Source organism: Pseudomonas sp. NFACC39-1 (genome assembly GCF_900110355.1).
GTDB classification, from domain to species: Bacteria; Pseudomonadota; Gammaproteobacteria; order Pseudomonadales; family Pseudomonadaceae; genus Aquipseudomonas; species Aquipseudomonas tehranensis.
The window spans coordinates 354,829-371,145 of sequence record NZ_FODL01000006.1 but is presented as its reverse complement, the minus strand read 5'-3'; the positions used below and the strand labels follow the sequence as shown (position 1 = coordinate 371,145).

15 protein-coding genes are annotated in these 16,317 nt (G+C 59.9%); 3 read left to right on the top strand and 12 right to left on the bottom strand.

The genetic code is table 11. The features are described 5' to 3' along the window. Positions 1-262: 262 nt before the first annotated feature. From BMY45_RS15920 to BMY45_RS15890, 7 genes are all read right to left on the bottom strand, one after another. Positions 263-688, bottom strand: coding sequence for a GNAT family N-acetyltransferase (locus BMY45_RS15920; protein WP_092399199.1), 426 nt, complete (start codon positions 686-688; stop codon positions 263-265). After that, positions 681-1,847, bottom strand: a complete 1,167-nt coding sequence (locus BMY45_RS15915) for a ribosomal protein uL16 3-hydroxylase (RefSeq protein WP_047227729.1) — start codon at positions 1,845-1,847, stop codon at positions 681-683. The genes BMY45_RS15920 and BMY45_RS15915 overlap by 8 nt, the downstream gene beginning before the upstream one ends. A gap of 83 nt (positions 1,848-1,930) precedes the next feature. Then, complete coding sequence (gene purB / locus BMY45_RS15910) at positions 1,931-3,301, bottom strand: adenylosuccinate lyase (RefSeq protein ID WP_092399197.1); 1,371 nt, start codon at positions 3,299-3,301, stop codon at positions 1,931-1,933. Between the two features lie 291 nt (positions 3,302-3,592). Beyond that, the gene (gene hflD / locus BMY45_RS15905; protein ID WP_047227727.1) at positions 3,593-4,216 is read right to left on the bottom strand and encodes a high frequency lysogenization protein HflD; all 624 of its coding nucleotides are present in this window, start codon (positions 4,214-4,216) and stop codon (positions 3,593-3,595) included. Beyond that, positions 4,213-5,337, bottom strand: a complete 1,125-nt coding sequence (gene mnmA, locus BMY45_RS15900) for a tRNA 2-thiouridine(34) synthase MnmA (protein ID WP_047227726.1) — start codon at positions 5,335-5,337, stop codon at positions 4,213-4,215. Before mnmA ends, hflD begins: the two co-directional genes overlap by 4 nt. 59 nt (positions 5,338-5,396) lie before the next feature. Further along, the gene (locus BMY45_RS15895; RefSeq protein WP_092399195.1) at positions 5,397-5,843 is read right to left on the bottom strand and encodes an NUDIX hydrolase; all 447 of its coding nucleotides are present in this window, start codon (positions 5,841-5,843) and stop codon (positions 5,397-5,399) included. Positions 5,844-6,041: 198 nt separating this feature from the next. Further along, the gene (locus tag BMY45_RS15890; RefSeq protein ID WP_092399193.1) at positions 6,042-8,267 is read right to left on the bottom strand and encodes an NADP-dependent isocitrate dehydrogenase; all 2,226 of its coding nucleotides are present in this window, start codon (positions 8,265-8,267) and stop codon (positions 6,042-6,044) included. Between the two features lie 483 nt (positions 8,268-8,750). Between BMY45_RS15890 and icd the strand changes: the two genes are divergently transcribed. Further along, positions 8,751-10,007 (top strand): NADP-dependent isocitrate dehydrogenase, encoded by a 1,257-nt coding sequence (gene icd, locus BMY45_RS15880; protein ID WP_092399189.1) that lies wholly within the window; start codon positions 8,751-8,753, stop codon positions 10,005-10,007. A gap of 81 nt (positions 10,008-10,088) precedes the next feature. Here icd and cspD read toward each other — a convergent pair whose 3' ends face one another. Beyond that, the gene (gene cspD, locus BMY45_RS15875) at positions 10,089-10,346 is read right to left on the bottom strand and encodes a cold shock domain-containing protein CspD (RefSeq protein ID WP_177193358.1); all 258 of its coding nucleotides are present in this window, start codon (positions 10,344-10,346) and stop codon (positions 10,089-10,091) included. A gap of 242 nt (positions 10,347-10,588) precedes the next feature. On the opposite strand from cspD, the gene clpS reads away from it, so the two are divergent. Next, entirely contained in the window at positions 10,589-10,951 is a 363-nt protein-coding gene (gene clpS, locus BMY45_RS15870; RefSeq protein WP_015094394.1) for an ATP-dependent Clp protease adapter ClpS, read from the top strand. Between the two features lie 29 nt (positions 10,952-10,980). Further along, positions 10,981-13,251, top strand: coding sequence for an ATP-dependent Clp protease ATP-binding subunit ClpA (gene clpA, locus BMY45_RS15865; RefSeq protein WP_047227721.1), 2,271 nt, complete (start codon positions 10,981-10,983; stop codon positions 13,249-13,251). Between the two features lie 239 nt (positions 13,252-13,490). Here clpA and infA read toward each other — a convergent pair whose 3' ends face one another. The 4 genes from infA to trxB form a co-directional block, all read right to left on the bottom strand. After that, positions 13,491-13,709, bottom strand: coding sequence for a translation initiation factor IF-1 (infA, locus tag BMY45_RS15860; RefSeq protein WP_002553999.1), 219 nt, complete (start codon positions 13,707-13,709; stop codon positions 13,491-13,493). Between the two features lie 100 nt (positions 13,710-13,809). After that, positions 13,810-14,517: an arginyltransferase gene (locus BMY45_RS15855; RefSeq protein WP_092399185.1), complete on the bottom strand. Its 708-nt coding sequence runs from the start codon at positions 14,515-14,517 to the stop codon at positions 13,810-13,812. Between the two features lie 57 nt (positions 14,518-14,574). Then, positions 14,575-15,255 (bottom strand): leucyl/phenylalanyl-tRNA--protein transferase, encoded by a 681-nt coding sequence (aat, locus tag BMY45_RS15850; protein ID WP_092399362.1) that lies wholly within the window; start codon positions 15,253-15,255, stop codon positions 14,575-14,577. Positions 15,256-15,331: 76 nt separating this feature from the next. Beyond that, entirely contained in the window at positions 15,332-16,291 is a 960-nt protein-coding gene (gene trxB / locus BMY45_RS15845; protein WP_092399183.1) for a thioredoxin-disulfide reductase, read from the bottom strand. Between the last annotated feature and the right edge of the window lie 26 nt (positions 16,292-16,317).

Here is a 16,317-nt window from a genome sequence, read left to right as displayed (position 1 = left end):
CGGCCCCGGATGGGGCAAGTTGAATGGTAGACGGCAAAACGCCCCGGCATCGGTGGATGGCGGGGCGTTTTGGGGTGTTGCATGATGCTCTTGTGGCGAGGGGATTTATCCCCGCTGGGGTCCACCCTGTAGGAGCTGACGAGTGCAACGAGGCTGCGATCTTTCCATTGCCAATTGAGTTTGAAGCAAAAGAGCAAAATCAAAAGATCGCAGGCTTCGCCAGCTCCTACACCTGGCGGGATCGAACTCCCGCGCCACGGTGTCAGGCCGAGTGCCGCACCATGTCCACATGAGGAATCCCGGCTTCCAGGAACTCCTCGCTGACCACGGCAAAACCCAGTCGCTCGTAGAACGGCGTGGCATGCACCTGGGCGCTGAGCATCTGTTGCTTGAGCCCGCGCTTCTCGGCTTCGGCGATCACGGCGTGCATCAGCGCGTCACCCACCTTCAGGCCGCGCCAGTCCTTGAGGACCGAGACGCGACCGATATGGCCGTCAGTCAACAGGCGAGCGGTGCCGATGGGGAAGTCGCCTTCAAACGCCAGGAAATGCACCGCGCCCTGGTCATCGGCATCCCATTCCAGTTCAGGCGGGACGGATTGCTCGGCAATGAACACAGTCTCACGAATGCGCCGGATCTCGGCGTTATCCTTTTGCCAGTCTGCGACACGAACGTGAATTTTATTCATCAGCGAACCCCAGGCTGCCTTGCTTGACCAGTTCGCAGATCAGGCCGCGACCGTCTTCGTCCGCCAGCCACGGGCCGAGGTTTTCGCTGTGCAGGGCGTCGGCGGCGCAGATCATTTTCAGCAGGTCGCGCAGCTTGCCCGGCAGATAACGGCTCTGGCCGCTGGCAAACAGCAGCAGGTCATCATCGACTTCCGACCAGGCCAGGCGGGCGCTTGGGTTGCGGATGATCACGGCGCCCTGTTCCAGGCCGGCCAGCAGGTCGTCTTCTTCCAGTTCCGGGCCTACCACCAGTTCCGGGTAGCGCGGCTCGGTCATGAACTGGCCGAACCAGGTCAGCAGCAGACGCTCGTCGCTCATGTGCTCTGCCAGCAGGCCCTTGAGGCGATCGAGGGCGTCGTGCTGGATCTGGTGCGGATCGGCCACCGGGCGCGCATCGGCGTCGGTGTAGCGCTCTTCGTCCGGCAGGAACTGGCTGAGGAAGTCGGTGAAGTGGGTCAGCACTTCGGCGGCGCTCGGCGCCCGGAAGCCTACCGAGTAGGTCATGCAGTCATCCACGGCCACGCCGCAGTGGGCCAGGCGCGGCGGCAGGTAAAGCATGTCGCCCGGTTCCAGGGTCCACTCGTCGGTGGCCTCGAAGTCGGCGAGGATGCGCAGGTCGGCGTGTTGCAGCAGCGGGCTCTCAGAGTCGCACATTTGGCCGATTTTCCAGTTGCGCTGGCCATGGCCCTGCAGCAGGAATACATCGTAATTGTCGAAATGCGGGCCGACGCTGCCACCCGGGGCGGCGAAGCTGATCATCACATCGTCGATGCGCCAGCTTGGCAGGAAGCGGAAGTTTTCCAGCAGTTCACTGACTTCGGGTACGAACTGATCGACCGCCTGCACCAGCAGGGTCCACTCGCGCTCCGGCAGTTTGCTGAATTCGTCTTCGGCAAACGGGCCGCGACGCAATTCCCAGGGACGTTCGCCGTGCTCGATGACCAGGCGCGATTCGACTTCTTCTTCCAGGGCCAGGCCGGCCAGTTCGTCGGCATCGATCGGGCTTTGGAAGTCTGGAATCGCCTGGCGGATCAGCAGTGGTTTTTTCTGCCAGTAGTCGCGCAGGAACTCCCGTGCCGTGATGCCGCCCAAGAGTTGCAGAGGAATATCAGGATTCATGTGTAACCTATTGAAAAAATATACTTTTCAGACGCGAATAAAAACGCCCGGCGCGGCCGGGCGTCTCAGGGCAAAACGGTGGATCAGATGCGCTTGGCTTGTGCCGCTGCGTTGCCGATGTAGTTGGCCGGCGTGAGCTTTTTCAGCTCGGCGCGGGCCTCGGCAGGCATGTCCAGGCCATCAATGAAAGTCTGCAACGCTTCAGGGCTGATGCCCTTGCCACGGGTCAGTTCTTTGAGCTTTTCATACGGGTTTTCGATGTTGTAGCGACGCATCACGGTCTGGATCGGCTCGGCGAGGACTTCCCAGCAGGCGTCCAGATCGGCGGCGATCTTCTGCTCGTTCAGTTCCAGCTTGCTGATGCCCTTGAGGCTGGCTTCATAGGCAATGACGCTGTGGGCAAAACCGACGCCCAGGTTGCGCAGTACGGTGGAGTCGGTCAGGTCGCGCTGCCAGCGGGAAATCGGCAGCTTGCTCGCCAGGTGCTGGAACAGCGCGTTGGCGATGCCCAGGTTGCCTTCGGAGTTTTCGAAGTCGATCGGGTTGACCTTGTGCGGCATGGTCGAGGAACCGATTTCGCCAGCGATGGTGCGTTGCTTGAAGTAACCCAGGGAGATGTAGCCCCAGATGTCACGGTCGAAGTCGATCAGGATGGTGTTGAAGCGCGCGATCGCGTCGAACAGCTCGGCGATATAGTCGTGCGGTTCGATCTGGGTGGTGTACGGGTTGAAGCTCAGGCCCAGCTCGTCTTCGATGAAGGCGCGGGCGTTGGCTTCCCAGTCGATGTCCGGGTAGGCCGACAGGTGTGCGTTGTAGTTGCCCACGGCGCCGTTGATCTTGCCCAGCAGTGGCACAGCGGCGACCTGGGCGATCTGGCGCTCCAGACGGTACACCACGTTCGCCAGCTCTTTGCCCAGGGTGGTCGGCGAGGCCGGCTGACCGTGGGTGCGCGACAGCATCGGCACGTCGGCGAAGCGGATTGCCAGCTCGCGGATGGCCTGGGCGGTCTGGCGCATCAGCGGCAGCATCACGTCATCACGGCCTTCGCGCAGCATCAGGGCGTGGGACAGGTTGTTGATGTCCTCGCTGGTGCAGGCAAAGTGGATGAATTCGCTGACGTTGGCCAGCTCCGGCAGCTTGGCCGCCTGCTCCTTGAGCAGGTATTCGATGGCTTTGACGTCGTGGTTGGTGGTGCGCTCGATCTCTTTGACGCGCTCGGCGTGCTCCAGCACAAAGTTTTCAGCCAGGGCATTGAGCGCCGCGTTGGCTTGCGCGGAAAACGCCGGGACTTCGCCGATGGCAGGGTGAGCGGCAAGGCGCTGGAGCCAGCGCACTTCAACCAGAACGCGGGCACGGATCAGGCCGTACTCGCTGAAAATCGGGCGCAGGGCCTGGGTTTTGCCGGCGTAGCGGCCGTCAACAGGGGAAACCGCAGTGAGCGAAGAAAGCTGCATGGGGTGTTCTCGGACAGTCGGGCAACGAAATGGGGCGCGTATCATACATGAAAACATTCGTCGGTCCGTCGCCAACTGACCGGCGTATTACGCGTAATGGGACACTATTTATTACTTGTGGCGAGGGAGCTTGCTGCCGATGGGCCGTAGGAGCTGTCGAGTGCAACGAGGCTGCGATCTCTCCAGGCGCTTGAATCCCAAGCGAAAGGTCAAAAGATCGCAGCCTTCGGCAGCTCCTACAAGTCCAGCGGCAGCAAGCTCCCTCGCCACAAAAAAACGGGTCGATGCGATTTATTCGTTGCGCATCAACGGGTAAAGCTCTTTCAGCAATTTGCGTCGGCTGATCACCAGTTGCCAGCGATGACCACCCAACTGCCGCCACAACCGCGCCGAGCGAATTCCGGCCAGCAACAGGGCGCGGATCTTCGAGGCATTGCTCGGTTGTTGCAGATTGCGCATGTCGCCGTGTACCTGGATACGCTGGCGCAAGGTGCTCAGGGTGTCCTGGTACAGCGCACCGCAAGCGGCGATGACGTTTTCGTGGGCGGGACCGAAGTGTTCAACCTGGGACTGAATCTGCGGCAGGCGATTGCCGATGGTGTCCAGCAGGTCGTCGCGCTTGGCCAATTGACGTTCGAGGCCCAGCATCGACAGGGCGTAGCGCAGCGGCTCGCGTTGCAGGGTGCTGGGGTCGCGCTCCAGGGCGCCGATCAGTGCGCGATAACCCTCGCGCAGGTTCAGGTCGTCGCCGCCATAGACTTCAAGTGTGTCCTTGGGATCACGAATCAGCAGGCTGCCGAGCATGCAGCTCAGGCCCGCTTCGGTGGCTTGGCCGGTCTTGGCGATCCGGTCCACCAGCACGGCGGCAAGAAATACACCGCCCAATGCCGTCAGTTGCTCCTGGGTCGGGCTCATGCCTTGCTGCTCCAGGGCTCTGCGACTTCGATCACGCCGCCGCCCAGGCAGATTTCCCCATCGTAGAACACCACGGACTGGCCGGGTGTGACGGCTCGTTGCGGGTCATCGAATGTTGCGCGATAGCCCGTGGCGGTTTTCTCCAGCATGCAGGGTTGATCACTCTGGCGGTAGCGAACCTTGGCCGTCAGACGGCGCGGTTGGCTGAGGTCGATCGGGTTGACCCAATAAATGTCGGAGGCGAGCAGGGCGCGGGAGAACAACCATGGGTGGTCGTTGCCCTGGCCGACGATCAGCTCGTTGTGCTCCAGGTCCTTGACCAGCACGTACCACGGCTCTTCACCGGCGTCCTTGAGTCCGCCGATGCCCAGGCCCTGGCGCTGGCCGATGGTGTGGTACATCAGGCCATGGTGGCGGCCGATGACTTCGCCTTCGGTGGTTTTGATTTCGCCTGGCTGGGCCGGCAGGTACTGCTTGAGGAAATCGCTGAAACGCCTCTCACCAATAAAGCAGATGCCGGTGGAGTCTTTCTTCTTGGCGGTGGCCAGGGCGTGTTTTTCGGCGATCGCGCGCACTTGCGGCTTTTCCAGCTCGCCCACCGGGAACAGGGTCTTGGCGATCTGCTCGCCGCCGACGGCGTGCAGGAAGTAGCTCTGATCCTTGTTCGGGTCCAGGCCCTTGAGCAGCTCGGTGCGGCCATCGATGTCGCGGCGGCGCACATAGTGACCGGTGGCGATCAGGTCGGCGCCGAGCATCATGGCGTAGTCGAGGAATGCCTTGAACTTGATTTCGCGGTTGCAGAGGATGTCCGGGTTCGGCGTACGACCGGCCTTGTATTCGGCCAGGAAGTGCTCGAACACGTTGTCCCAGTACTCGGCGGCGAAGTTGGCGGTGTGCAGCTTGATGCCGATCCTGTCGCAGACGGCCTGGGCGTCCGCCAGGTCGTCCATGGCGGTGCAGTATTCGGTTCCGTCGTCTTCTTCCCAGTTCTTCATGAACAGGCCTTCCACCTCATAACCCTGCTCGATCAGCAGAAGGGCGGAAACGGAAGAGTCCACGCCGCCGGACATGCCGACAATGACGCGCTTGTTGGTGGTGTCAGAAGGGGCTGGATCACGCATAGCAGTTCAATGAGTGTCTTGAAAAAGGACGCGATTCTATCAGGCCCGGACGCGCAAGGCTAAAGAGAAGGACGGATCAGCGTCAGACTGTGGCGATGACCGGCCAGATAATCGTCGATGCAACGGATGATCAGCTCGCTACGCCAGTGTTCACGTTGTTCGAGCAACTCGTTGCGGGTCAGCCACTTGGCGCCGAGGATGCCGTCGTCCAATTGATACTCGGGGTGGTGTTCCAAGGCTTTGGCGGCGAAACAGACGCGTTGGTAGGTCACGCCGTTGCTGGGGGCGGTGTACAGATAAATGCCTACCACGGCGGTGGGCTCGACGTCCCAGCCGGTTTCTTCCAGGGTTTCGCGCACGGCGGCTTCGATCAGGGTTTCGTTCGGGTCCAGGTGGCCTGCAGGCTGGTTAAGCACCGCCCGTCCGCCCTTGGATTCTTCCACCATCAGGAAGCGGCCGTTGTCTTCGACGATGGTGGCGACGGTGATGTGGGGTTTCCAGTCCATGAAGTGTTCCCGATTCAAAGGTTGAGCGCGGTCAAATGTGGGAGCGAGCCTGCTCGCGATAGCGGTGTGTCAGTCAGCATCAGTATTGAATGTTATACCGCAATCGCGAGCAGGCTCGCTCCCACAGGGGGAATGTGTTGTGTCTGAAAACACAAACCCCGGCACCAGGGCCGGGGTTTGTGGTGTTCCCTTACAACCTTACACCAGCGCAGCAATCGCCGCGTTGAAGGTGTTGCTTGGGCGCATGGCCTTGCTGGTCAGCTCCGGGTTGGCGAAGTAGTAACCGCCGATGTCCACCGGTTTGCCTTGGACGGCATTGAGTTCGGCAACGATTGTTTCTTCGTTGTCGGTCAGCGTCTTGGCCAGGGCGGTGAACTGGGCCTTGAGGGCTGCGTCGTCGTTTTGAGCGGCCAATGCCTGGGCCCAGAACAGGGTCAGGTAGAAGTGGCTGCCACGGTTGTCGATGCCGCCGACCTTGCGCGAAGGCGACTTGTTGCGGTCCAGGAACTCACCGGTGGCCTGGTCCAGGGTCTTGGCCAGCACCAGGGCTTTAGGGTTGTTGTAGGTCACGCCCAGGTGTTCAAGGGACGCGGCCAGGGCCAGGAACTCGCCCAGGGAATCCCAGCGCAGGAAGTTTTCTTCCAGCAACTGCTGAACGTGCTTGGGTGCCGAGCCGCCGGCGCCGGTTTCGAACAGGCCACCGCCGTTCATCAGCGGCACGATCGACAGCATCTTGGCACTGGTGCCCAGTTCCATGATCGGGAACAGGTCGGTCAGGTAGTCGCGCAACACGTTGCCGGTCACCGAAATGGTGTCCTTGCCTTCGCGGGTGCGGGCCAGGGTGAACTTCATCGCGTCGACCGGCGACATGATGCGGATGTCCAGGCCGGCGGTGTCGTAGTCCTTCAGGTAAGCCTGGACTTTTTCGATCACCACGCCGTCGTGGGCGCGCATCGGGTCCAGCCAGAAAATCGCTGGAGTGGCGCTGGCGCGGGCACGGTTGACGGCCAGCTTGACCCAGTCCTGGATTGGCGCGTCCTTGGTCTGGCACATGCGGAAGATGTCACCCGCCTCGACGTTCTGCTCCAGCAGGGTGCGACCGGTGTTGTCCGAAACACGGACCACGCCGTCGGCCTTGATCTGGAAGGTCTTGTCGTGGGAGCCGTACTCTTCGGCTTTCTTGGCCATCAGGCCGACGTTCGGCACGCTGCCCATGGTGGTCGGATCGAAAGCGCCGTGTTGCTTGCAGTCTTCGATCACCGCCTGGTAGATGGTGGCGTAGCAGCGATCCGGGATCACCGCCTTGGTGTCGTGCAACTGGCCGTCGGTGCCCCACATCTTGCCGGAGTCACGGATCATGGCCGGCATCGAGGCGTCGACGATGACGTCGCTCGGCACGTGCAGGTTGGTGATGCCTTTATCGGAGTTGACCATCGCCAGCGATGGGCGCGCCGCGTAGACCGCCTGGATGTCGGCTTCGATCTGCGCCTGCTGCTCGGCCGGCAAGGCCTTGATGCGGGCGTACAGGTCGCCGATGCCGTTGTTCAGGTTGAAGCCGATCTGCTCCAGCACTTGTGCGTGCTTGGCCAGGGCGTCTTTGTAGAACTCGGCGACGATCTGACCGAACATGATCGGGTCGGAAACCTTCATCATGGTGGCCTTGAGATGGACCGACAGCAGCACGCCTTTTTGCTTGGCGTCTTCGATTTCAGCGGCGATGAAGTCGCGCAGGGCGTTCTTGCTCATCACGGCGCAGTCGAGGATCTCACCGGCTTGTACGGTGGTTTTTTCCTTCAGGACAGTGGCAGTGCCGTCCTGAGCGATCAGCTCGATTTTCACGCTGCCGGCGGCGTCGATCAGGGCGGCTTTTTCGCTGCCGTAGAAATCACCAGTGCTCATGTGGGCCACGTGAGATTTGGAGTCGGCTGCCCAGGCGCCCATTTTGTGCGGGTGCTTACGCGCGTAGTTCTTGACCGACAGCGGAGCGCGGCGGTCGGAGTTGCCTTCACGCAGGACCGGGTTCACGGCGCTGCCCTTGACCTTGTCGTAACGGGCGCGTGCGTCTTTCTCGGCGTCGCTGGTCACGGTTTCCGGGTAGTCCGGCAGTGCGTAGCCCTGGGCCTGCAATTCCTTGATCGCGGCCTGCAGTTGCGGCACCGAGGCGCTGATGTTCGGCAGCTTGATGATGTTGGCTTCAGGCGTCACGGCCAGGTCGCCCAGTTCGGCGAGGTGGTCGGCGACGGCTTTGTCACCCAGTTGCTCGGGGAAGCTGGCCAGGATGCGCCCTGCAAGGGAGATATCGCGGGTTTCCACCGCGATGTCGGCCGAGGCGGTAAAGGCTTCGACGATCGGCAGCAGCGAATAGGTGGCGAGGGCGGGAGCTTCGTCGGTGAAGGTGTAGATGATCTTCGAGCGGGTGGGCATATTCGGATTAACTCTCTTCTTTGCTAAAGCATGCGCAGAAACTCGAGGAGCGCCGGGTAAGCGCGTTCGTTCAAAAGTCATCCGTGAGCCGAATGTCGAGGTTTCTTCGCGGTGATGTTGGGTGCATCAGTCGAGCGTCAAGCGGTTGGGCCGCGGTAACGGTCCGGCTTTTAAACTGGCGGAAAGTCCTGTGATAGAGCACTCAGCCAGCGTGACCCTGTGGTCAGCGGCGGCATTATACATAGGTAGCTGGCAATCTGCCGATGGTTCATAGACTTCCGTACACGTCCATTGGTCTAAACGTCGCAGTACCCAAGGAGCGGACTATGCTCATGTTTGGCGCTTTTCCCTTGGTTTTCAGGGTTGTACACCGCTAACTGCAAGCTATTCCCCCGGATGAGCCTAACGTAGGGTTTGCGCGCCGATTCAACTGGGGTACGCTCGAACGCAGCCAGATGTTCAATCCAAGCAATGGAGTTCAGCATGGGGTATCAAAAGATTCAGGTTCCAGCCGTCGGTGACAAAATCACCGTCAATGCAGACCATTCTCTTAATGTTCCCGACAACCCGATCATCCCCTTCATTGAAGGCGACGGCATTGGCGTCGATATCAGTCCGGTCATGATCAAGGTGGTGGACGCTGCGGTTCAGAAGGCCTATGGCGGCAAGCGCAAGATTTCCTGGATGGAGGTCTACGCCGGTGAGAAAGCAACCCAGGTTTACGACCAGGACACCTGGCTGCCCCAGGAAACCCTGGACGCGGTCAAAGACTACGTGGTTTCCATCAAGGGCCCGCTGACCACGCCGGTCGGTGGTGGTATTCGCTCGCTGAACGTAGCCCTGCGCCAGCAGCTCGATTTGTATGTCTGCCTGCGTCCGGTGCGCTGGTTCGAAGGCGTGCCAAGCCCGGTCAAGAAGCCTGGCGACGTGGACATGACGATCTTCCGTGAGAACTCCGAAGACATCTATGCCGGCATCGAGTGGAAAGCCGGTTCGGCCGAAGCCACCAAGGTCATCAAGTTCCTGAAAGAAGAAATGGGCGTGACCAAGATCCGTTTCGACGAGAACTGCGGCATCGGCGTCAAGCCGGTTTCCAAGCAGGGCACCCAGCGTCTGGCCCGCAAGGCCTTGCAATATGTAGTGGACAACGACCGCGATTCGCTGACCATTGTGCATAAAGGCAACATCATGAAGTTCACCGAAGGTGCCTTCAAGGAGTGGGCCTACGAAGTGGCGGCCGAGGAGTTCGGCGCGACGTTGCTCGACGGCGGTCCGTGGATGCAGTTCAAGAACCCGAAAACCGGCAAGAACGTCATCGTCAAGGACGCCATCGCCGATGCCATGCTCCAGCAAATCCTGCTGCGCCCGGCCGAATATGACGTGATCGCGACCCTGAACCTCAACGGTGACTACCTCTCCGACGCCCTGGCGGCGGAAGTGGGGGGGATTGGCATTGCACCGGGCGCCAACCTGTCCGACACCGTGGCGATGTTCGAAGCCACTCACGGCACCGCACCCAAGTATGCCGGCAAGGACCAGGTCAACCCGGGCTCGCTGATCCTGTCGGCGGAAATGATGCTGCGGCACATGGGTTGGACCGAAGCGGCCGACCTGATCATCAAGGGCACCAACGGCGCAATTTCGGCCAAGACCGTGACCTATGACTTCGAACGTCTGATGGACGGCGCTACGCTGTTGTCTTCCTCGGCCTTCGGTGATGCACTGATTTCGCACATGTAAGCGGATCGCCAGCCAGCAAAAAAATGCCCGGCTCGAGTGATCGAGTCGGGCATTTTTGGTGTCGGGGGAGGCTTGTGCCGATCAATGGACTTCAGTGGTCATGACATTGACAGGGGTGGCGCAAGGGGTATCTTCAACGGTGTCCGCCGCAATATTGACCGCGTGCAGGCCCTTGGGCCCCTGGATAACTTCGAATGTGACGCGTTGTCCGGCTCTCAGGGTTTTATAGCCATCCATCTGAATCGCCGAGTAATGGGCGAAAAGGTCTTCATCCCTGCCGTTGGCAATAATGAAACCGTAGCCCTTGGCGTTATTGAACCATTTGACTTTGCCACTCATCTTGACGACCGACATAGGCCATATCCCTCTGCAACACACTCCGTCAGTGGAGTATCATCCAGTCCATCCGCAGTCTAATCTTGGAAAACAGGATCGATTCCACGGACCTTTTTAACCCACGATGGGCTCTATTGGTTGTAACACCGTTTTCCCGATAGTCAAGGCGACCCGGCGGTCGTGGTTGAAATCGCCTGCAAGCGCCCCCATCACTGTATTTGCCAACTAAACGAACCTTTCTTTCCATGCATGCAATCAGCCAGATTCGACTAACATTCAATCAGGATCGCCCGGATCTACATGACGACGATTCCGCAGGCATTGCTGTTCAGGAAGCAAAGCCTGCATTACAGGCGCCACCGATGTACAAGGTGGTTTTGTTCAACGATGACTACACACCGATGGATTTCGTCGTCGAAGTGCTCGAGGTGTTTTTTAACCTGAATCGCGAGCTGGCGACCAAGGTCATGCTGGCCGTCCATACAGAGGGACGGGCAGTATGTGGAGTGTTTACCCGCGACATCGCCGAGACGAAGGCCATGCAGGTCAACCAGTACGCCCGGGAAAGCCAGCATCCGCTACTCTGTGAAATCGAGAAGGACGGTTAACGCCGACCACTTGGGTATGAGGTGAAGCTATGTTAAACCGCGAGCTCGAAGTCACCCTCAATCTTGCCTTCAAGGAGGCTCGTTCGAAGCGTCATGAATTCATGACCGTCGAGCACCTGCTGCTGGCCCTATTGGATAACGAGGCTGCCGCCACCGTTTTGCGTGCCTGTGGCGCAAACCTCGATAAACTCAAGCATGATTTGCAGGAGTTCATCGACTCCACCACGCCATTGATCCCCGTTCATGACGAGGATCGTGAAACCCAGCCAACCCTGGGCTTCCAGCGTGTCCTGCAGCGTGCTGTCTTCCATGTACAGAGCTCGGGTAAGCGTGAAGTGACCGGCGCCAACGTCCTGGTCGCCATCTTCAGCGAACAGGAAAGCCAGGCAGTTTTCCTGCTCAAGCAGCAGAGTGTTGCGCGCATCGATGTCGTCAATTACATCGCCCATGGCATTTCCAAGGTGCCTGGGCACGGCGATCACTCCGAAGGTGAACAGGATATGCAGGATGACGAGGGCGGTGAGTCTTCTTCTTCAGGCAATCCGCTGGACGCCTATGCCAGCAATCTGAATGAACTGGCGCGCCAGGGGCGTATCGATCCACTGGTCGGACGCGAGGCGGAAGTCGAACGGGTCGCGCAGATCCTGGCCCGACGCCGCAAGAACAACCCGCTGCTGGTGGGCGAGGCGGGCGTGGGCAAGACTGCGATCGCCGAAGGCCTGGCCAAGCGCATCGTCGACAACCAGGTGCCGGACCTGCTCGCCAACAGTGTGGTGTATTCCCTCGATCTGGGGGCCTTGCTGGCGGGCACCAAGTACCGCGGTGATTTCGAGAAGCGCTTCAAGGCCTTGCTGGGCGAGCTGAAAAAGCGTCCGCAGGCGATCCTGTTCATCGACGAAATCCACACCATCATTGGTGCCGGTGCCGCGTCCGGTGGCGTCATGGATGCCTCGAACCTGCTCAAGCCGCTGCTGTCTTCGGGTGATATCCGCTGCATCGGTTCGACCACGTTCCAGGAATTTCGCGGGATTTTCGAGAAGGACCGTGCCCTGGCCCGGCGTTTCCAGAAAGTCGATGTGTCGGAGCCTTCGGTGGAAGACACCATCGGTATCCTGCGTGGGCTGAAGGGGCGTTTCGAGCTGCATCACAATATCGAATACAGTGATGAGGCGCTGCGCGCCGCCGCTGAGCTGGCCTCGCGTTACATCAATGACCGGCACATGCCGGACAAGGCCATTGATGTGATCGACGAGGCGGGTGCCTATCAGCGCCTTCAACCCGTGGAGAAGCGCGTCAAGCGCATCGAAGTGCCACAGGTTGAGGACATCGTCGCGAAAATCGCGCGGATTCCGCCCAAGCACGTCACCAGTTCCGACAAGGAGCTGCTGCGTAACCTGGAGCGCGATCTGAAGCTGACGGTGTTCGGTCAGGATGCGGCCATCGATTCGCTGTCTACCGCCATCAAGTTGTCCCGCGCCGGTCTCAAGTCGCCGGACAAGCCGGTGGGTTCCTTCCTGTTCGCAGGTCCTACCGGTGTCGGCAAGACCGAGGCTGCACGGCAATTGGCCAAGGCGATGGGGATCGAGCTGGTTCGCTTCGACATGTCCGAGTACATGGAGCGTCACACCGTGTCGCGTCTGATTGGTGCGCCTCCGGGTTATGTCGGTTTCGACCAGGGCGGTCTGCTGACCGAGGCCATCACCAAGCAGCCGCATTGCGTGCTCTTGCTCGATGAAATCGAGAAGGCGCATCCGGAAGTCTTCAACCTGCTGCTGCAGGTCATGGATCACGGTACGCTGACCGACAACAACGGGCGCAAGGCGGATTTCCGCAATGTGATCATCATCATGACCACCAACGCCGGTGCAGAAACCGCAGCTCGCGCTTCGATCGGTTTCACCCATCAGGACCATTCGTCCGATGCGATGGAAGTGATCAAGAAGAGCTTCACGCCTGAATTCCGCAACCGCCTGGACACCATTATCCAGTTTGGTCGCCTCAGCCATGAGGTCATCAAGAGTGTGGTGGACAAGTTCCTTACCGAACTTCAGGCGCAGCTCGAAGACAAGCGTGTGCTGCTGGAAGTCACCGATGCGGCCCGCAGTTGGCTGGCGGCCGGCGGTTACGATGTGACAATGGGCGCGCGGCCGATGGCTCGCCTGATCCAGGACAAGATCAAGCGTCCGCTGGCGGAGGAAATCCTCTTTGGCGAACTGGCCGAACATGGCGGTGTGGTCCACATCGACATCAAGGACGGCGAGCTGACCTTCGACTTCGAAACCACGGCTGAAATGGCCTGATCGTTAGCTGCAATAAAGCAAAAGGCGCCGAAAGGCGCCTTTTTGCTGACTTCAGAAACACGCCGATCTCCTGTGGGAGCGGGCTTGCTCGCGAATGCGGTTGTACATTCAACATCTATGCAAACTGACCCTTCGCGAGCAAGCCCGCTCCCACAGGGATTTGTGTGTTTCTGGAGAGTGAGACAAATCCCAGGCAAACAAAAACGCCCGGCATCAGCCGGGCGTTTTGTATTGACTTGTTAGCGAGCGCGGTAAGTGATGCGCCCTTTGCTCAAGTCATAGGGCGTCAGCTCGACGCGCACTTTGTCACCGGTAAGAATACGAATGTAGTTCTTGCGCATCTTGCCGGAGATGTGCGCGGTTACGACGTGCCCATTTTCCAACTCCACACGAAACATGGTGTTGGGCAGGGTGTCGACGACAGTGCCTTCCATTTCGAAGCTGTCTTCTTTCGACATGCAGTAAAGCCCTCGGTATCCAGTGAATGGCCCGGTGCAACTGCGCCAGGCAAAAGCGGCGTGCATTGTGCCCGAAAAAGGGGGTTTAAGCCAAGGGGTTCTAACTGAGGACGACCCATCTCTGGTTAATCAGCAATTCGATGGGGCGATATTGGGTCTTGTAGTTCATTTTTTTGCAGTTTTTGATCCAGTAGCCCAAGTACACCGCTTCCAGCCTCAGGCGCCGGGCTTCGTTGATCTGCCAGAGAATGGCAAACCGCCCCAGGCTGCGCCGTTCTTCGTCGGGCTCGTAGAAGGTGTACACCGCCGAAAGCCCGTTGGGCAGCAGGTCTGTGACGGCGATGGCCACCAGTCGCCCTTCGAGGCGGAACTCATAGAAGCGGGAAAAGGGCAGGTCGCGGACCAGAAAGGTCGAAAACTGATCACGACTGGGTGGGTACATGTCGCCGTCGGCGTGGCGCTGCTCGATGTAGCGCTGGTACAGATCGAAATACTCTTCGCTGAACTGCGGCTTGGCTGGTCGGACCTGAAGATCGGCGTTGCGCTTGAAAATCCGCTTCTGCTGGCGATTGGGTACAAACTGAGCCACGGGAATGCGCGCCGGAACGCACGCATTGCAATGTTGGCAATGGGGCCGGTAGAGATGATCGCCGCTGCGACGGAAGCCCATCTCCGACAGGTCTGCGTAGACATGCACATCCATGGGCTGGCTAGGATCGAGGAACAGCGTCGTGGCCTGCTCCTCGGGCAGGTAACTGCAAGAGTGGGGTTGAGTGGCATAAAACTTCAAGCGCGCCAACTCGGTCATGATCAACCCTCGGGAGTAAGCTTTGGATTAAGTGTAAGCCAGGAGCGCCATTGTCGCTCAGCAAACCCAGGTTGCGTGATTGGGCTGGTCCAGATGCGCCTTGAGGTAGCCGGCAAACTCAGTCCTTGGGATCGACCGGGCGCCCAGGCTGTGCAGGTGTTCGGTGGGCATTTGGCAGTCGATCAGCACGAAACCGGCCGCTTTGAGATGTTGGACCAGGGTGGCGAAGCCGAATTTCGAGGCGTTGTCGGCCCGACTGAACATGGACTCGCCAAAAAACAGCTGCCCCATGGCCAGGCCATACAGGCCACCCACCAACATACCTTGGTCCCATACCTCCACTGAATGGGCGAAACCGCGTCGATGCAGCTCCAGATAGGCGGTCTGCATGGCCTCGGTGATCCAGGTGCCGTCAGCATAGTCTCGGGGCGCGGCGCAGGCCTCGATGACAGCGGCAAAGTCCTTGTCGAACGTCACGGCATAGCGTTGCTTGCGCAGAAGCTTGCCCAGGCTGCGCGATACATGCAGTTCGTCGGGAAACAGTACGGTGCGTGGATCCGGTGACCACCACAAAATCGGCTGGCCTTCGGAGAACCACGGGAAACAGCCGTGGCGATAGGCCCGGATCAGCCGATCGGCGGACAGGTCGCCACCGGCGGCCAGCAAGCCGTTGGGGTCGCTCAGGGCTTTGGCCAGTGGCGGAAAATCGAACGTGTTGCGTTGTAGCCAAGTCAGCATGGTCATCCGGGCGTGCAGAAGGGGAGGGCGGCTCTTGTGCGCAGACGCAGACAAGAGCCCGCCTCAAGGTTAACCGTCAAGCCACCGGAATGTCATCGAGATACTTCTCGGCGTCGAGTGCGGCCATGCAACCGGCGCCGGCCGACGTAATGGCTTGTCGATACACGTGATCGGCCACGTCGCCGGCGGCGAATACACCTTCGATATCGGTTGCAGTGGCATTGCCCTCGCTGCCGCCGCGGACGATCAGGTAGCCGTCGCGCATTGTCAGTTGGCCCTGGAACAACTCGGTGTTGGGTTGATGGCCGATCGCGATAAACACACCGGCCAGGGACAAGGTACTGCTCTGGCCAGTCTCACTCTGGCGCAGACGCACGCCGGTCACGCCGCTGGCGTCGCCCAGCACTTCATCCAGATTCTGGTTCCAGTGCAGTTTCACGTTGCCGTGGCTGGCTTTTTCGAACAGCTTGTCCTGCAGTATTTTCTCTGCGCGCAGTTTGTCCCGGCGGTGAATCAGGTGGACCTCACGGGCGATGTTGGACAGGTACAAGGCCTCTTCAACCGCCGTATTGCCGCCACCGACCACCGCCACGACCTGATTGCGGTAAAAGAATCCGTCGCAGGTCGCGCAAGCGGAAACGCCCCTGCCGGCGAAGGTCTGCTCCGAGGCCAGGCCCAGGTATTGAGCTGAAGCGCCGGTCGCGATAATCAGTGCGTCGCAGGTGTAAGTGCCGCTGTCGCCGATGAGTTGGAAAGGGCGCTGTTGCAACTTGGCGGTGTGGATATGGTCGTAGACGATCTGCGTGTCGAAGCGTTCGGCGTGGCGTTGCATGCGTTCCATCAGCACTGGACCGGTCAAGCCCTCGACATCGCCGGGCCAGTTGTCGACTTCGACGGTGGTGGTGAGCTGGCCACCGGCCTGCAGGCCAGTAATGACAACGGGTTTGAGGTTGGCACGGGCGGCATAGACAGCGGCGCTGTATCCCGCGGGGCCGGAACCGAGAATGATCAGGCGTGAATGCTTCACTTCGCTCATAAAAACACCTCATAAGCCTTTGTCAC